This is a genomic window from Streptomyces sp. NBC_00513 (genome assembly GCF_041431415.1).
Taxonomy (GTDB): domain Bacteria; phylum Actinomycetota; class Actinomycetes; order Streptomycetales; family Streptomycetaceae; genus Streptomyces.
This window is the reverse complement of record NZ_CP107845.1, coordinates 5,833,155-5,849,919: the sequence shown is the minus strand read 5'-3', so window position 1 is coordinate 5,849,919 and position 16,765 is coordinate 5,833,155. Positions and strand designations below refer to the sequence as shown.

16 protein-coding genes are annotated in these 16,765 nt (G+C 72.8%); 4 read left to right on the top strand and 12 right to left on the bottom strand.

Annotated elements, in window-relative coordinates:
* Nucleotide 1: 1 nt before the first annotated feature.
* Nucleotides 2-829, bottom strand: coding sequence for an enoyl-CoA hydratase family protein (locus OHA84_RS26930; RefSeq protein ID WP_053684633.1), 828 nt, complete (start codon nucleotides 827-829; stop codon nucleotides 2-4).
* Nucleotides 830-1,028: 199 nt separating this feature from the next.
* Between OHA84_RS26930 and OHA84_RS26925 the strand changes: the two genes are divergently transcribed.
* A complete protein-coding gene (locus OHA84_RS26925; protein ID WP_053684632.1) occupies nucleotides 1,029-1,466 on the top strand; it encodes an ATP-binding protein in 438 nt (145 codons plus the stop codon).
* A 112-nt stretch (nucleotides 1,467-1,578) separates the two neighbouring features.
* On the opposite strand, the gene argF is transcribed toward OHA84_RS26925, so the two are convergent.
* The 5 genes from argF to OHA84_RS26900 form a co-directional block, all read right to left on the bottom strand.
* Nucleotides 1,579-2,601, bottom strand: a complete 1,023-nt coding sequence (gene argF, locus OHA84_RS26920) for an ornithine carbamoyltransferase (protein ID WP_266969403.1) — start codon at nucleotides 2,599-2,601, stop codon at nucleotides 1,579-1,581.
* A gap of 114 nt (nucleotides 2,602-2,715) precedes the next feature.
* A complete protein-coding gene (locus tag OHA84_RS26915; RefSeq protein ID WP_053684627.1) occupies nucleotides 2,716-3,942 on the bottom strand; it encodes an arginine deiminase in 1,227 nt (408 codons plus the stop codon).
* A 76-nt stretch (nucleotides 3,943-4,018) separates the two neighbouring features.
* The gene (locus tag OHA84_RS26910) at nucleotides 4,019-4,522 is read right to left on the bottom strand and encodes a hypothetical protein (RefSeq protein WP_266969405.1); all 504 of its coding nucleotides are present in this window, start codon (nucleotides 4,520-4,522) and stop codon (nucleotides 4,019-4,021) included.
* Nucleotides 4,523-4,692: 170 nt separating this feature from the next.
* Nucleotides 4,693-7,281 (bottom strand): polynucleotide kinase-phosphatase, encoded by a 2,589-nt coding sequence (locus tag OHA84_RS26905; RefSeq protein WP_266969407.1) that lies wholly within the window; start codon nucleotides 7,279-7,281, stop codon nucleotides 4,693-4,695.
* A complete protein-coding gene (locus tag OHA84_RS26900) occupies nucleotides 7,278-8,816 on the bottom strand; it encodes a 3' terminal RNA ribose 2'-O-methyltransferase Hen1 (RefSeq protein WP_266969409.1) in 1,539 nt (512 codons plus the stop codon). Before OHA84_RS26900 ends, OHA84_RS26905 begins: the two co-directional genes overlap by 4 nt.
* A gap of 172 nt (nucleotides 8,817-8,988) precedes the next feature.
* Here OHA84_RS26900 and OHA84_RS26895 point away from each other — a divergent pair, with 172 nt between their 5' ends.
* Complete coding sequence (locus tag OHA84_RS26895; RefSeq protein ID WP_371591458.1) at nucleotides 8,989-9,873, top strand: excalibur calcium-binding domain-containing protein; 885 nt, start codon at nucleotides 8,989-8,991, stop codon at nucleotides 9,871-9,873.
* A 37-nt stretch (nucleotides 9,874-9,910) separates the two neighbouring features.
* Here OHA84_RS26895 and mmuM read toward each other — a convergent pair whose 3' ends face one another.
* From mmuM to OHA84_RS26865, 6 genes are all read right to left on the bottom strand, one after another.
* Nucleotides 9,911-10,819 carry a homocysteine S-methyltransferase gene (gene mmuM / locus OHA84_RS26890; protein WP_266969411.1) on the bottom strand — a complete coding sequence of 303 codons (909 nt, stop codon included), beginning with the start codon at nucleotides 10,817-10,819 and terminating at the stop codon, nucleotides 9,911-9,913.
* 14 nt (nucleotides 10,820-10,833) lie between these two features.
* Nucleotides 10,834-11,757, bottom strand: a complete 924-nt coding sequence (locus tag OHA84_RS26885; RefSeq protein ID WP_266969413.1) for an LLM class F420-dependent oxidoreductase — start codon at nucleotides 11,755-11,757, stop codon at nucleotides 10,834-10,836.
* 324 nt (nucleotides 11,758-12,081) lie between these two features.
* A complete protein-coding gene (locus tag OHA84_RS26880; protein WP_053684618.1) occupies nucleotides 12,082-12,567 on the bottom strand; it encodes a DUF6099 family protein in 486 nt (161 codons plus the stop codon).
* Nucleotides 12,568-12,689: 122 nt separating this feature from the next.
* Nucleotides 12,690-13,061, bottom strand: a complete 372-nt coding sequence (locus OHA84_RS26875) for a nucleotide pyrophosphohydrolase (protein WP_266950361.1) — start codon at nucleotides 13,059-13,061, stop codon at nucleotides 12,690-12,692.
* Nucleotides 13,058-14,308, bottom strand: coding sequence for an AAA family ATPase (locus OHA84_RS26870; RefSeq protein ID WP_266969415.1), 1,251 nt, complete (start codon nucleotides 14,306-14,308; stop codon nucleotides 13,058-13,060). The genes OHA84_RS26875 and OHA84_RS26870 overlap by 4 nt, the downstream gene beginning before the upstream one ends.
* Before the next feature lie 66 nt (nucleotides 14,309-14,374).
* The gene (locus tag OHA84_RS26865; RefSeq protein ID WP_053684615.1) at nucleotides 14,375-14,770 is read right to left on the bottom strand and encodes a cell division protein SepF; all 396 of its coding nucleotides are present in this window, start codon (nucleotides 14,768-14,770) and stop codon (nucleotides 14,375-14,377) included.
* Nucleotides 14,771-14,996: 226 nt separating this feature from the next.
* Here OHA84_RS26865 and OHA84_RS26860 point away from each other — a divergent pair, with 226 nt between their 5' ends.
* The gene (locus OHA84_RS26860) at nucleotides 14,997-15,722 is read left to right on the top strand and encodes a DUF2470 domain-containing protein (RefSeq protein WP_266950359.1); all 726 of its coding nucleotides are present in this window, start codon (nucleotides 14,997-14,999) and stop codon (nucleotides 15,720-15,722) included.
* Between the two features lie 101 nt (nucleotides 15,723-15,823).
* Nucleotides 15,824-16,741: an NADP-dependent oxidoreductase gene (locus OHA84_RS26855; protein ID WP_266969418.1), complete on the top strand. Its 918-nt coding sequence runs from the start codon at nucleotides 15,824-15,826 to the stop codon at nucleotides 16,739-16,741.
* Nucleotides 16,742-16,765: the final 24 nt, after the last annotated feature.

The window sequence follows — 16,765 nt, the reverse complement described above, 5'->3', positions numbered from 1 at the left end:
GTTACCTGCCCTTCCACTGCGGCGGGCGCTTGCCGGTGAAGGCGGCGTGGAACTCCGCGTAGTCGTCGCCGTTCATCAGCAGTGCCTGGGTGTTGGCGTCCAGCTCGACCGAGGCGGCCAGCGGCATGTCGAGTTCGGCGGTCAGCAGCGCCTTGGTCTGGGCGTAGGCGAGGGCCGGGCCGGCGGCCAGGTGGGCGGCGAGTTCGGCGGCCCGGGTGTGGGCCTTGCCCTCCTCGGTCAGCTCGCTGAGCAGGCCGATCCGCTCGGCCTCGGGGGCCCGTACGGGTTCTCCGAGCATCAGCAGCCGGGTGGCGTGGCCGAGGCCGACGACCCGGGGCAGCAGGTAGGCGGCGCCCATGTCGCCGCCGGAGAGGCCGACGCGGGTGAAGAGGAAGGCGAAGCGGGCGGTGGGGTCGGCGATGCGGAAGTCGGAGGCGAGCGCGAGGACGGCGCCGGCCCCGGCGGCCACCCCGTGGACGGCGGCGATCACCGGGAACGGGCATTCGCGCAGGGCCCGGACGACCTGGCCGGTCATCCGGTTGAAGTCGAGGAGCTGGGCGGTGTCCATGGCGAGGGTGGCGCCGATGATCTCGTCCACGTCTCCGCCGGAGCAGAAGCCGCGCCCCTCGCCGCCCAGCACGAGGGCGCGCACGGAGCGCTCACGGGACAGTTCGGCGAGCAGATCGCGCAGGTCGGCGTAGGCGCCGAAGGTGAGCGCGTTCAGCTTGTCCGGTCGGTCGAGGGTGACGGTGGCCACGCCGTCCTGCCGGGTCACCCGGAGGTGGCGCCACCGTTCGGTCGCTGAGGTGGAACCGAGGAAGGGGCTCACCCAACCGACGGTATCACCGCCTCGTGACTCCCGTCACAGAAACGCGACACCTACCGGAGGGCGTGTCCACGCCCCGCCCCGAAGGTCCCCGCCGGCCGTGGCGCCGGCCCCGCACGTTTCGGACGGGGTGCCCTACGGGGCCACACTTCGGGTTCGTATCGTTGAAACCGGGAGTTACCCGACCCCTGCCCGCCTCCCCATGGATAAGGACAGCCCCGCCTTGCCCGACCCATCCGCCTGGCGGATCGCCCTGCCGCACACGACCGCCGCCGTACCCATCGCGCGCGCCCTGGTCCGTACCGCCCTCGCCGACATCGAACCGTCCGCGGACAGCGACACCGCGGAACTGCTGACCGCCGAGCTGGTCGCCAACGCCGTCGAGCACACCGCGGGCCGGGCCCCGATCGAACTGGTCGTGGAACTGCTGGCGAACGGTTGCCAGGTCGAGGTGCACGACGGCGACCCCCGGCCGCCCGGCGATCTCGCGACGCGCCGGGACGACGCGCACCCCGACCCCTGGCAGGAGCACGGCCGGGGCCTGCTGTTGATCCGCACGCTGAGTTCCGCCTGCGGCCACCGGCCCACCGAGCACGGCAAGGCGGTGTGGTTCACGCTGCCCGCACGCCGGCACGCGTGACGAGGCGGCGCGGCCACCCGGGAGGCACACGACCGGAGCCGCGCGCCCCGGGTCCCACGACCCGGCGACCCGCGACCCGCGACCCGCGACCCGCGACCCGCGACCCGCATGACTATGCGGGGAGATCCGCTCCGGGCTCGGCCAGCGTCGCGACCAGCACGGCCTTGATGGTGTGCAGGCGGTTCTCGGCCTCGTCGAAGACCAGCGAGTGCTCGGACTCGAACACCTCGTCCGTCACCTCCAGGGACTCCAGCCCGTGCCGCTCGTGGATCTCCCGCGCCACCGCCGTCCCGAGGTCGTGGAAGGCCGGCAGGCAGTGCAGGAACCGCACGTCCGGGTTCCCGGTGGCCCGGAGCACGTCCATGGTCACGGCGTACGAGGACAGGGCCGCGATCCGCTCGTCCCAGACCTCCTTGGGTTCGCCCATGGACACCCAGATGTCGGTCACGACGAAATCGGCCTGCGCCACGCCCTCGGCGATCTCCTCGGTGAGGGTGATCCGCGCACCGCTGCGCGCCGCGAGGTCGCGGGCCGCGGCCACCACCGACTCGGCGGGCCAGTAGGCGCGGGGCGCGACGATCCGCACGTCCATGCCCAGCAGCGCGCCGGTCACCAGGTAGGAGTTGCCCATGTTGAAGCGGGCGTCGCCGAGGTAGGCGAAGGTGATCCGCTCCGGCGGCTTGGCGCAGTGCTCGGTCATGGTGAGCACGTCGGCCAGCATCTGGGTGGGGTGCCAGTCGTCGGTGAGGCCGTTGAAGACGGGCACCCCGGAGTACGCGGCGAGCTCCTCGACGATCTCCTGGCTGTCGCCCCGGTACTCGATGCCGTCGAACATCCGGCCGAGCACCCGGGCGGTGTCCTTGACGGACTCCTTGTGTCCCATCTGGGATCCGGTGGGGTCCAGGTAGGTGGTGTGGGCGCCCTGGTCGGCGGCGGCGACCTCGAAGGCGCAGCGGGTGCGGGTGGAGGTCTTCTCGAAGATCAGCGCGATGTTCCGCCCCTGGAGCAGGCGCCGCTCGGTCCCGGCCCGCTTGGCGGCCTTGAGGGCGGCGGCGAGTTCGATCAGGCCGCGGAACTCGGCGGCGGTGAAGTCGAGCTCCTTGAGGAAACTGCGGCCGACGAGATCGGTGGCCATGGGGACACTCCAGGGTGACACTGACAGGGGATGCTGGAAGTCTATACGACGCTCCGCATTGATATACAGCTCACCCTCGGGCAGGTCACCACCCCCGCCACCCTCCGGCCGACGTCAGACCGGGTCCCGCTCCACCGGGCAGCTCATGCAGCGCGGCCCGCCCCGCCCCCGCCCGAGTTCACTGCCCGGGATCTCGATCACCTCAATGCCCTCCCGCCGCAGATGGGTGTTGGTGGTGACGTTGCGCTCGTACGCGATCACCACCCCCGGCTCCACCGCCAGCACGTTGCAGCCGTCGTCCCACTGTTCCCGCTCCGCCGAGTGCACGTCCTGGGTGGCGGTCAGCACCTTGATCGAGTCCAGTCCGAGCGCGGCGGCGATGGCCCGGTGCATGTGCTCCGGCGGGTGGTCGGTCACCTTGAGTTCGCTCGCCTCGGCTCCCGGCTCGATCGTGTAGGAGCGCAGCATGCCCAGTCCCGCGTACTGAGTGAACGTATCTGCGGCCACCATCGTCATCACCGTGTCCAGGTGCATGAAGGCCCGCCGCTTGGGCATGTCCAGCGCCACGATGGTGGTCGCCGACCCGGCGGCGAACAGTCCGCGGGCCAGCATCTCCACGGCCTGCGGGGTGGTGCGCTCGCTCATCCCGATCAGCACGGCGCCGTTGCCGATGACCAGGACGTCGCCGCCCTCGATCGTCGACGGGTAGTCGGCCTGCCCCTGCGACCAGTAGTGGAAGGCTCCGGAGGAGGTGAAGAGGGGGTGGTGCTTGTAGATCGCCTCGAAGTGGACGGTCTCGCGCTGCCGGGCCGGCCAGCGCATGGCGTTGATGGACACCCCGTCGTAGATCCAGGCGGAGGTGTCGCGGGTGAACAGGTGGTTGGGCAGCGGCCCCAACAGGAAGTCGTCCAACTCCATCGCGTGGAACCGGACCGACACCGGCTCGGCGTGCGCGTCCAGGAACTCCCGCTTGGTCATCCCGCCGACCAGCGCCTCCGCGAGCGCGTGCGCGGACAGCCCGTCGAAGACCGACCGCAGGTGGTCGGTGGCCAGCGGCCCGTACTCCTTCTCGTCGAAGACCCGGTCGAGGACGAGGTGTCTCGCCTCCGGGATGTCGAGGGCCTCCCGGAGCAGATCACCGAAGAGGTGCACCGCGACGCCCCGGTCTCGCAACACGTCCGCGAAGCCGTCGTGTTCCTGGCGGGCGCGCCGCACCCACAGGACGTCGTCGAAGAGCAGGGCGTCCTTGTTGCTTGGTGTGAGCCTCTTCAGCTCCAGGTCGGGCCGGTGGAGGATGACGCGGCGAAGCCGCCCGGTCTCGGAGTCGACATGGAATCCCATGCCGTACACATTCCCAGACCGGGCGGCTTTTTGACCTGGCGTCGGCTCAGCGGCCTCGGCGCAGGCCGAGAAGCCCTCAGCGCAGGCCGAGAAGCGCCGCCGGGGCACCGGTGAGCTCGGGGGCGGTCAGACCCAGCTTCGGGGTGGTGAGGCGCGGGAGCCCGTAGTTGCTCCCGTCCGGCATGGTCAGCGGGGCGCCGATCACCGCGCCGGGGCTCTTGGCGTGCAGGGTCGTCGAGGGGGCCTCCACCGAACCCTCGCCGTCCGTCTCGGGGCTGCCCGCCAGGTTCGGCACCGGGGAGGTCACGAGGGTGTGACCGAGGTCGGTGCCGATCGGGACCACCGGGAGCAGTGGGGTCGGAAGCAGGTCTCCCGTGTGGTGGCGCGGGGCCTCGGGGGCGCCGACGACCGGCACCGGAACGCCGGTGGCCACACGCGGGGTGTCCACGCCCAGCGTGGTCTCGACGGCCTCAAGCGGGACGGCGACGGGTACCGCGTCGGCCAGGGCCGGGGTGGTCGCGCCGGCCGCCGCCATACAGGTCATGAGCGCCGCAATGCTTCCGCGCGCGGTCATCTTCATAGGTGGGGTTCCGTCCTTTCGGGGTCGCGGACGTTCCGCTGCCCTGGATGAACGATCCCGCCGGTGGTTTTCCCGGAGTTCTCCGCGAAAGTTCCCCCATACGACCTAATTCGAGGCCGTACGGGGGCCCTTGCTTTACGCGCCGTACGGGCGGCCCGGCCCGCGCGGGGTCACAGCCGCGGGTCGACCGGCTCCGACTCCAACGCCAGGACGGCGAACACCGCCTCGTGCACCCGCCACAGCGGCTCCCCGGCCGCCAGCCGGTCCAACGCCTCCAACCCCAGGGCGTACTCGCGCAGGGCGAGCGAACGCTTGTGGCCGAGGAACCGCCCGCGCAGCCGCTCCAGGTTGTCCGGGCGCGTGTACTCCGGACCGTAGATGATCCGCAGGTACTCGCGCCCGCGCACCTTCACCCCCGGCTGGACCAGGCGCCCCTTGCCGTCCCTGGCGTACGCCACGAGCGGTTTGACGACCATCCCCTCGCCGCCGGCGGCGGTGAGGTCCAGCCACCAGTCGGTGCCCGCCCGCACGGAGGCCTCGTCGCCGGTGTCGACCACGATCCGGCCCGTGCGGCGCAACAGCCCGGTGCCGGCGGCCTCGTCGGCGGCGACGAGCCGGTCCAGGAGGGCCAGCTGCTCGTCGTGCGGCACGGCGGCCAGCGAGCGCCCGGCGGCCGCCAGGACCTGGAACGGCGCGAACCGTACGCCGTCCAGCCCGTCGGTGCTCCAGCAGTAGCGCCGGTACGCGTCGGTGAACAGGGCCGCGTCGCCGGCACGTTCGCGCTGGCGGGCGGTCAACGCGGCGGTGTCCACGCCCCGGGCCCCGGCCGCCTCCAGGGCGGCGAGGGCGTCGGGGAACACGGCGCGGGAGGCGGCGCCCACGGCGGCGTACTGGTTGCGCAGCAGGCCGGTGGACTTCAGCGACCAGGGCAGCAGTTCCCCGTCGAGGAGCAGCCAGTCCGTGTCGAGCTCCTCCCACGTCCCGGCGTCGGTGATCGCCCGGCGGATCCGGGTGAGCACCTCCTCGGTGACCTCGGGGTCGTGGAAGAAGGGGCGCCCGGTGCGGGTGTGGACGGAGCCCGTGGGGCCGTCCACGCCGAACCGCTCGCGGGCGGCCTCGGCGTCCCGGCACACCAGGACGGTGGCGCGGGAGCCCATGTGCTTCTCCTCGCACACCACCCGCTCGACGCCGTCCTTCCGGTACTGCTCGAAGGCCTCGGCGGGGTGTTCCAGGTAGCCGTCCTGCCGCGAGGTGGCCGTGGGCGCCATCGTGGGCGGCAGGTACGGGAGCAGCCGCGGGTCCACCGCGAAGCGGCTCATGACCTCCAGGGCCGCCGCCGCGTTCTCCTCGCGCACGTTGACGTTGCCCAGGTGCCGGGTCTCGACGATCCGGCGGCCGATGACGTCGTTCAGGTCCAGCGGTCGTCCGTCGTGTCCGCCCGGGGTCTCGGCGGCGAGCGGCTTGACCGGCTCGTACCAGACCTTCTCGGCCGGTACGTCGACGAGTTCGCGCTCGGGCCAGCGCAGGGCGGTCATCTTCCCGCCGAAGACCGCGCCGGTGTCGAGACAGATGGTGTTGTTGATCCAGGCCGTGTTCGGGACCGGGGTGTGGCCGTAGACCACGACGGCCTTGCCCCGGTAGTCCTCCGCCCACGGGTAGCGCACGGGCAGGCCGAACTCGTCGGTCTCGCCGGTGGTCTCGCCGTACAGGGCGTGCGAGCGGACCCGGCCGGAGGTCCGGCCGTGGTACTTCTCCGGCAGCCCGGCGTGGCAGACCACCAGCCGGCCGCCGTCGAGCACGTAGTGGCTGACGAGACCGGCGATGAACGTGCGGACCTCCCGGACGAACTCCTCCGGCTCGCGGGCGAGCTGCTCGATGGTCTCGGCCAGGCCGTGGGTCCGGCGGACGTCGGATCCCTTGAGGTGGCGGCCCAGCTTGTTCTCGTGGTTCCCAGGTACGCACAGGGCGTTGCCCGAGCCGACCATGCCCATGACGCGGCGCAGGACCCCGGGGCTGTCCGGGCCCCGGTCGACGAGGTCGCCGACGAAGACGGCGGTGCGGCCCTCGGGGTGGACGCCGTCCTCGTAGCCGAGTGTGGTGAGCAGGGTCTCCAGCTCGGACGCGCACCCGTGGACGTCGCCGATGATGTCGAAGGGGCCGGTGAGGTGGGTGAGGTCGTTGTAGCGCTTCTCCAACACCACCTCGGCCGTCTCGACCTCCTCGACGCTGCGCAGGACGTGGACCTTGCGGAACCCCTCGCGCTCCAGTCCGCGCAGCGAGCGGCGCAGTTCGCGCCGGTGCCGCTGGATGACCTGGCGCGGCATCCCGGCCCGGTCGGGGCGGGTGGCGTTGCGTTCCGCGCAGACCTCCTCGGGCAGGTCGAGGACGATGGCGATGGGCAGGACGTCGTGCTCGCGGGCCAGCCGGACCAGCTGCCGGCGGGACTCCTGCTGCACGCTCGTCGCGTCGACCACGGTGAGGCGACCCGCGGCGAGCCGCTTGCCGGCGATGTGGTGCAGGACGTCGAAGGCGTCCTTGCTCGCGCTCTGGTCGTTCTCGTCGTCGGCCACCAGACCGCGGCAGAAGTCGGAGGAGATGACCTCGGTCGGCTTGAAGTGCCTGCGGGCGAAGGTGGACTTGCCCGATCCGGTGGCGCCGATGAGCACGACGAGGGACAGATCGGTGACGGGGAGCACGCGCCCCCGGTCGGTGGTGGTGGCGCCGTCTTCGGTGGCGGTGGTGCCGTCTTCGGTGGTCATGCTGCCTCGCCCTCCTTCGGGGTGTCTGTGTGGGTGTGGGTGTCGATGTGGGTGTGGGTGTTCCTGCCGGCGTGGGTCGCCTCGGCCGCGGCGCCGTCCTCGCGGGTGAAGACGGCCATCTGGGTCGGCGGCCCGACCTGCGGGTCCTCGTCCCCGACGGGCGCGTGGGTGACGGAGTAGCCGTGCCGCCCGGCGACCCGGTCCGCCCAGGCGCGGAACTCCTCCCGGGTCCATTCGAAGCGGTGGTCGCCGTGCCGGACGTGCCCGGCGGGCAGGGACTCCCAGCGGACGTTGTACTCGACGTTCGGGGTGGTCACCAGGACCGTGCGCGGGCGGGCCGCGCCGAAGACGGTGTACTCCAGCGCGGGCAGCCGGGGCAGGTCCACGTGCTCGATGACCTCGCTGAGGACGGCCGCGTCATAGCCCGCCAGCCGCTTGTCGGTGTACGCCAGGGAGCCCTGGAGGAGGGTGAGTCGGGAACTCTGCCGCTCCCCCATCCGCTCCGGCCGCAGCCGCTTGACGGCGGTGCCGAGCGCCCGCATGGACACGTCCACGCCGACGACCTCCGTGAAGGACACGTCCTTGAGCAGGGCCTGCAGCAACTGCCCCTGGCCGCAGCCCAGGTCGAGGACGCGGGCCGCGCCGGCGGTGCGCAGCGCGTCGAGGATCGCCTCGCGGCGTCGCACCGCGAGCGGCACCGGACGCTCCTCGGTGTCCTTCGTCTCGTCCACGGCGTTGTCGATCTCCTCGACCTCGCTGCCGTCCACCTCGGCGAGGCGGACCAGCTCCAGGCGTTCCAGGGCGTCCTGGGTGAGCCTCTTGTGGCGGGCGAGGTAGCGGGCGGTGATGAGGCCGTTCTCGGGGTGCCCGGCGAGCCAGCCGTCACCGGCGCGCAGCAGCTTGTCCACCTCGTCGGGCGCCACCCAGTAGTGCTTGGCGTCGTCGAGCACGGGCAGCAGGACGTACAGCTGACGGAGCGCGTCGGCGAGGCGCAACTCGCCCTCCAGCACGAGGCGTACGTACCGGGAGTCGCCCCACTCGGGGAACCGTTCGTCGAGGGGTACGCGCGTCACGCCGACGGACTCCCAGCCCAACGGGCCGAACAGCCGGCGTACCAGCTCCTCCCCGCCGCGGGCGGGCAGCGCCGGGATCTCGATCCGCAGCGGCCGGATCTGCTCCGGCAGCTCAGGGCGGGCGAGGCACTGGCCCTTGAGGGCACTGCGGAAGACCCCGCTGAGCGCGACGGCCAGCAGCGAGGACGCGGCGTACGGACGGTCGTTGACGTACTGCGCGAGGGCCACGTCCGGTGCTCCGCCCCGCCCCTTGCCCTGCCCGCGGCGCACGAGCGCGACGGGGTCCACTTCCAGCAGCAGCGCCGCGGTGCACTCCTCGTCCGACGCCACGGGGTAGAAGACGTGCGCGGTGCCGTGGGAGGTGGAGAACGCCTGCGCCTTCCCGGGATGCTTGTGCAGCAGAAAGCCCAGGTCGGTGGCGGGACGTGCGGCGGTGCCGGTCGTGGAGATCGTCAGGAACATGCGGTCGAGTATGTGTGGATCGCGGCTTCCCGGACAACGGAATTCCGGTCGGGGGAAGCGTCCCTCCCCCTGCTCGATCCGCCTTCCGTCCCATTCCCCGTACACCGGGCGGCCTGGTTTGGCATTGTCGCTTCTTTGAACGACATTCCATCTCGTGCCTTCCGGGAGAACCATGTACCCGCCACCCCACGCCTACGCGCCCGTCCACCCCGTCAGACGGTGGTGGCAGCACCCCGCGCTGATCATCGGCGCCCTGGTCCTGCTGCCCCCGGCGGGCATCGTCCTCGCCTGGACGAGCCGCTGGAACCGGACACAGAAGATCGTCGCCACCGTCCTGTCCGGTGTGTGGTTCCTGATCGTGATGCTGTCGGACCCGCCGAAGGAGCCCGTCGACGACGCGAAGCCGAAGGCCGCCGCGGTCGCCACGACCTCCCCCGCCGCCACCCCCTCGGCGAGCCCGAGCCCCACGCCCACCCCGAGCGCCGAGCCCGTGATGCCGGCGGTCGTCGGCAAGCCGTTCGGTGCGGCGGAGAAGGCGGTCGAGGCCCTGATCAAGGGCGAGTTGACCGCTCGTAGCGCGTACGCGGACGTCCCCCTCCCCGCGGACCACACCACTTGGCTCGTCTGCTTCCAGGGCCTGGGCGCGGGCACACGACTCGCCGCGGACACCGCAGGCACGGACGTCCACCTCGTCGCACCGGGCACCGCCTGCCCGGCGTCGGTCGGCGCCGTGCTCCACCCGAAGCCGAAGCCGAAGCCGACCCCCACCGAGCCCGCCGACGACTCGAACGGCGGGGGTTCCGCGTCGAGTTCGGGCTCCTCGACGACCGGTGGCGGCTCCTCCGGCACGGGCGGCGGCTCGTCCTCGACCGGCGGCGGATCGTCGACCACGACCGGCGGCTCCTCGACCGATGGCGGCTCCTCGACCGGCGGAGGAGACGTCTCCTACCGGAACTGCGCCGCCGTGCGGGCCGCCGGCGCCGCCCCCATCCGGCGAGGCGACCCCGGCTACGGCCGTCACCTCGACCGGGACGGCGACGGCATCGCCTGCGAGTAGCCCTCCGGGCGGGGGCGCCTACCTAGCCTGTGGTGTCCTACCCCAGCCGCAGTCGCCCGGCCAGGGCCGCGATCTCGGCCGGGCCGATGCGGCAGCAGCCTCCGACGAGTCGGGCGCCGGCGGCGCGCCAGTCCGCCACGGGCCAGGGGGGCGGCGTGGCCGGGGTCTGCCAGGTGTCGGTGTCGGCCTGCCACACGGAGCCGTCGTTCGGGTAGGCCACGAGTGGTTTCCCGGTGGCCTCGGCCGCGACCCGCAGGGACGGCAGCACGTCCCGCGGGTCGCAGCAGTTGACCCCGACCGCGATGATCCCGGGCACCCCGGCGGCCAGGGCGAAGGCCTCGGCGAGCGGCTGACCGGCCCGGGTCCGGCCGCCGGCCGGCGTGTAGCTCAACCAGGCGGCGGCGCCCGTCTCCGCCACGACCGTGAGCAGCGCCTCGGCCTCGACGGTGTCCGGGACGGTCTCCAGGGCCAGCACGTCCGGTCCGGCCGCCCACAGCGCCTCGATGCGGGGCCGGTGGAAGTCGACCAGCTCGCGCACCCCGAGGCCGTAGCGGCCGCGGTACTCGGAACCGTCCGCGAGCACCGCCCCGTACGGGCCGACGCTCGCGGCCACCCAGACGTCCCGCTCGGCGGCTTCGGCGGCGGTCGCGGCCAGCCGCACGCTGCGCCCCAGCAGGGCCGTGGTCCGGTCCCGCCCGTACCCCCGGGCGGCGAAGGCCTCGTACCCGACCTGGTAGCTCGCGGTGATCAGCACCTGGGCGCCGGCCCGCGCGTAGGCCGTGTGGGCGGCCTCGATCAGGTCCGGCCGCTCGGCGAGCACCCGGCCCGTCCAGAGGCCGCCGGACAGGTCGCAGCCCTCGGCGGCGAGCTGGTTGCTCAGCCCGCCGTCCAAGAGCACGGTGGCGCCCGCCAGGGCTTCGGCGAGCGGCTCGCGGGCACGGGGCATCGGATCCGCCTCCTTCAGCCGAGCTGGGACAGCACCTGGGCGGAGATCAGCTCCAGGTGGTCCAGGTCGTCGAGGTCGAGGAGTTGGAGGTAGATCCGGGAGGCGCCGATGGCCCCGTACGCGCCGATCTTCTCGACGACCTCGGCCGGTGAACCGGCCAGGCCGTTGGCCTTGAGCTCGTCCACCTCGCGGCCGATCGCCGCGGCCCGGCGGGCCACCTCGGCGTCGTCCCTGCCCACACAGACCACGAGCGCGTTGGAGTAGACGAGCTCTCCGGGCTTGCGGCCCGCCTCCTCGGCGGCGGCCCGGACCCGACCGAACTGCCGCTCGCTGTCGGCGATCGACGCGAACGGCATGTTGAACTCGTCGGCGTACCGGGCCGCGAGACGGGGCGTGCGCTTCGCTCCGTGACCGCCGATGAGGACGGGCACCTTGGCCTGGGCCGGCTTGGGCAGCGCCGGGGAGTTCTCCACCTGGTAGTGGGTGCCCCGGTAGTCGAAGGTGGCCCCGGGCGCGGTGGCCCACAGTCCGGTGACGATGGCCAGCTGCTCTTCGAGTCGGGCCATCCGCTCCGCCGGGAAGGGGATCCCGTACGCCTTGTGCTCGTCCTCGAACCAGCCCGCCCCCAGGCCGAGTTCGACACGGCCGCCGGACATCTGGTCGACCTGGGCCACCTGGATGGCGAGGACACCGGGCAACCGGAAGGTACCGGCAGTCATCAAGGTGCCCAGCCGGATCCGGCTGGTCTCGCGGGCCAGGCCCGCGAGGGTGATCCAGGCGTCGGTGGGACCGGGCAGGCCGTCGGCCGACCCCATCCGCAGATAGTGGTCGGAGCGGAAGAACGCGTCGAAGCCGAGGTCCTCGGTGGCCTTGGCGGCGGTCAGCAGGGTGTCGTAGCTCGCACCCTGCTGGGGCTCGGTGAAAATGCGGAGGTCCATGCTCCTATCCTGCCCCTCCAGCCCCGCCCGGGTGAATCTCCGTCAACCGGACGGTCCACCCCGACCCCGCCGGCGACCGGCCCGGACCGGGATCGCCGCCCGGACGGAGCCGAACCGCCGGCCCCGCGCGCCGATCAGCCCACTCGGGAAGTCCCGCCCGGGTGCCCGCCCCGGAAGTCCCGCCCCGGCACCCCGGCCCGGCACCCCGGCTGGAAGTCCCGCCCCGGCACCCCGGCCCGGCACCCCGGCTGGAAGTCCGGCCCGGGCACCCCGCCGACACCCCGCGGGTTCACCGCCGCCTCACCGCCGCCGGAACCTCGTCGCTCAGGACACGCCCGACGCGGAACCCCGCTCCCGGACGGACATCTTGCGCAGTATCGCCCGCACCCGGTCGCTGGACTCGTCGGCCGCGTCGATGGACTCGATGCACTGCCAGTACAGGCCCTCGTCGTCCGTTCCGCAGGCCACCCCGACCAGTGCTATGCCGACCTCGCCGAGCAGCGCCTGGAGCCCCAGCAGCGCCTGCCGGACATCCGCCACCCCGGCCAGTTGCGCCGCTCTCGGCGGCGGCTCGGGCGCGCTGCCCTCGCCCCGCAGTGCCGCGCGGTCGAGCACTCCGCAGCCTCTACCACCCGCTTCTCCCAGTCCCCGTGACTCCGCTCTGAGTTCCGGCGGCCCGGTGACCGCCAGCCAGCTCCCTATCCCCTGGGCGAGCGCCTGGGCCTGCCAGGCCTCGCCCACGATGTCCCACGCAGCCCCACTCTGTGCCAGCGCGTGCCGGCCGGCCGCGATGAGCCGTACCGCATCCATATGCCGTCCCCCGTCCGCACGACATCCCACCGTTCTCCACTACCCAGAGTGAAGGCAACGAGCCAGTAAAGCCAGGGGTATTCGGAAATCTATGGACACAAACATGGTTGTGGACGACGCCATCACTCCGAAGAGTGACGATTCTGGCTCGAACCGCCCGGTGCCGGGAAACGGAGCTCGTTCCTCTCGATCTTCGCCGCGAGCGCGTCCAGCACATCCACCCCGAGGACCTCACAGAATTGCAGCAGATACGCGAGCACGTCGGCCACCTCGTCGGCCACACGGTGCGCGCTTTCCGGCTTCTCCATGACCCGCGCCGACTGCTCGGGCGTCAACCACTGGAAGATCTCGACCAGTTCGGACGCCTCCACACTGAGGGCCACGGCCAGGTTCTTGGGTGTGTGGTAGGGGGCCCAGTCGCGGGCCGCCGCGAACTCGGCGAGCCTTCGCTGGAGCAGGTACAGGCGCTCTTCCCGGGGTTGCGTGTCGCTCATGGGACCAGGTCTACCACCGAGACGCCGGGGAGTCCGCGCGCGGTTCCCGCACACCCCTCCCCGACGGAGCCCACCAACCTGACCTGGCCGCGCGCGCAGCAGAGCTGGGCGAGTCGCAGCAGTTCGGCTTCCTGCCGCCGGTCCATCCCGCGGTCGAGGTCGTCGGCGAGCACGGTCAGGGCCTGCCGCGCGGAGAGCAGTTCGGCGGCCGGGTCCATGGCCAGCACCCCGGGTCCGGTCAGCAGGACGAGCGCCAGGGCGAGGAAGCGCAGTTCGCCCGAGCCGAGGCGGTCGAGGCCGGTACCGGGCCGGCCGGGTCCCCGGTCCAGCAGCGCGGCGACGGAGCCGTCCGGCAGGTCCCGTACGGTCAGCCCGGCCACCGGTCCCGTGCAGCCGGTGCGCGCCGCCTCGGTCAGGAGGGCGTGGCGGGTGCCGCATTCGTGACGGGTGCGGCGCAGGACGTCGGCCAGGTTCGCGCAGTCGCCGGCGAGCCGTCCGGCGCCGGGCGGGACGGCGGCCCGCATCCGCTCCGGGCGCGGGTCGCAGGGGAACACCGAGCGCAGCGCGACCACGACCTGCTCGGCGGCGGTCAGGACGCGCCGCTGCCCGGCGGTGGACCCGGCGACGCGCAGCGGCAGCAGGGCGGTTCCGAGGCGGTCGTCCGGCAGCGGGGCGCGGGTCATGCCGACGGACCCGCCGGTCAGCCAACTCGCCTGCACGGTGCGTCGACCTGGGTCGCGCAGGGCCGTGCCGAGCAGGATCTGTCCGTCCTGCGCGAGTCGTTCGCCGACGACGCGGAGCGTGGGTTCGGCCTGGACGGCGAGGTCGAGCCGGATCGGTCCGACGGGTCCGTCGACGGTGCAGCCGATCCGGAATCCGCGCCGGCGCTGGGCGTCGGGCACGGCCCGTTCGGGCACCCGGGCGGAAGGATCCGGGAACACGGATTCCAGTGTCGCCCCGGAGGCGAGGGCGGCCAGCGCCTCGTAGGCGTCCAGGGCCTGGGACTTGCCGCTGCCGCTGGGTCCGGCGAACAGGGTGACGGGGCCGAGCGGGAAGACGGCCGAGCGGTGCGGGCCGAAGGCGGACAGCCGCAACTCGGTGACGGCGGGCCGCTGGTGCGCGACGGGCCGCCCGGGGGCGGGATCCCCGGGGGTGTCATGGACGAGGGCTTCGGCGACGAGGGCTTCGGTCGCTGGGGCGTCGACGGCGGGGGCTTCGGCCAACCCTGTGCCCGCAGTGGCTTCCATGCGCCGGACGGTACGGCCGCCGGTGACCCCTCGGTCCCGGCGAACCGTTCCGTCGTGCGGACCTTCCTACGATCGGGGGACGGCCGCCGCGGCGATGCCCTCGACCTCGGTGCCGACCGGCGCGAGCAGGAAGACGTTCCGGTCGACCCGGTGCATCCCGCTGCCCAGTCCGAAGACGACGCCGCTGCTGAAGTCCAGGATCCGCTTGGCCACCTCGGTGTCCGCGCCCGTGAGGTCCAGCAGCACGGGGATCTGGGCGATCAGATACTCGGCCACCTCCCGCGCGTCCGCGAAGATCTGGACCCGGATCACGACGAAGCGCCGCTGTTCCGCCGCCGACGCCCCGGGAGCCGTGGGGATCGTGCGGTGGTCCACCCGGGAGGGCCACTCGTTGCGACTGCGCAGGGGGACCACCTGCGCGAGTCCCTCCCACTGTTCGTCCGTGACGTCGTACCTGCTCACCGGGCCGCCTCGGCCGTGCGCTTCATGTGCATCGGGCCATCCTCTCGTGTTTCACCCGTTCAGCCCAACACCGACACGGCGGGTGTCGGGGCGCGCCGCCGCGGGACCCGAATCTTCGCCCGAACAAATCGCCGAGCCTTCGGGTCGACCGGGGCGCGGGGTACTCCCCGGGAGACGAATGGGTTAGGTTAGGCATACCTAACCTTCGGACGATGGAGAGATCCGCATGCGCATGTCCGGTGCCCCTGCCACGCCCGCCGCCGCGCCCACCGACGCCGAGCGGGTCCGGTCGATCCTGGCCGCCGCCCACTCCATGACCGTGGTCACGGACGGACTGCGCAGCGAGGTCCACCAGATGGAGGGCGAAGACCTGCTCGGTCGGCTGCACCTGCACCCGGCCGCCCCCGCCGCCGGTCAGGGGGCCACCGCCCCCGCCGAGGACCGGCCGGTCATCCGGCTGGAGTTCACCGACATCGCCCCGACCCCGGTACGGGACCGGGTGCGCGCCCGGGTCACCGTCATCGGGCACCTGCTCACCCCGTACACCGAGAACAGCGCCGAGAGCACCTGCGTGGAGTACGGCCAGGCCATCCTGGAGACGGCCGAGGGGACCTCGTACATCGGGTTGGAGGAGCTGGACCAGGCCTGGCCCGACCCGCTCGCCCCGTACGAGGCCGGGATGCTCACCCACCTGCTCGACGACCACCCCGAACTGGTCACCCTGCTGCTGCGGCTGGTCCGCCCGGCGCCCGCGGCCGCCGTGGTGCGCGCGCTGCCGCTGGCCCTGGACCGGTACGGCATCACGCTGCGGCTGGAGGAGGCGAACGGTCACCGCGACGCGCGGCTGCCCTTCCCCTCCCCCCTGGACGACGTCGAACAGTCGGGGGCGCAGATCCAGGCCCTGCTCAGCGCGGCCCGGCGGCGTTCGCACCGCAACACCCTGCCCGCCTGAGCCCGCGCCGTACCCGAACTCCCTGGAGGCGCGGACGAGTTCTCCGGAGGTTTCGCGCGGCCCGGGAATAGAGGCCCGCGGGACCCGGGTTGGTGATGATCATGAAGGCCATCACTTACAGCGCGTACGGACCCGCCGAGAACCTCGAACTCACCGACGTGGCGGAGCCGAAGGTCGGACCGGGCGAGGTCCTCGTCCGGGTCAAGGCCGCCGGGGTGAACCCGGTGGACTGGAAGCTCGCCCTCGGATACCTCGACCCCGTCCTGGAGGTCCGCCACCCCGTCATACCCGGCTGGGACGTCGCGGGAGTCGTCGAGGCGGTCGGCCCCGACACCTTCGACCACTCCGTCGGTGACGAGGTGTACGGCTACGTCCGCAAGGAATGGGTACAGCTCGGCACGTACGCGGAACGCGTCGCCGCACCCGTGCGCACCCTCGCCCGCAAGCCCCGCTCGCTGAGCTTCGAACAGGCCGCCGGTCTCCCGCTGGCCGGCCTCAGCGCCTACCAGTCGCTCCTGCGCGTGGGGGCGGAAGCGGGCGAGACCGTCGTCATCCACTCCGCGGCGGGTGGGACCGGTTCGCTGGGCGTGCAGATCGCGGTCGCGCTGGGCCTGCGCGTCATCGGCACGGCCGGCACGCACAACCACGACTACCTGCGCGGGCTCGGAGCCGAACCGGTGCTGTACGGGGAGGGGCTGGCGGAGCGGATCCGCGCGCTGGCACCCGACGGTGTCGACGCGGGCCTCGACTTCCACGGCGACGGGGTGGAACTCCTCCAGTCGCTGGTCAAGCAGCGTGACCGGGTGTCCTCCCTGGCCGACCAGGAGGCCGCCGCCAAGGGCGCGCACCAGCCGTGGGTACGGCCCGACACCGCCGACCTGACGTTCCTGGCCGAGCTGGCCGACGCCGGACGGCTGACGGTCGAGGTGGCGCACGCCCTGCCGCTGGCCGAGGCCGCCAGGGCGTGGGAGCTGAGCGCCTCCGGCAGGACCCGAGGGAAGATCGTCCTGACCGTCTGACGGCGCACGGGCGCGCCGCCCGGG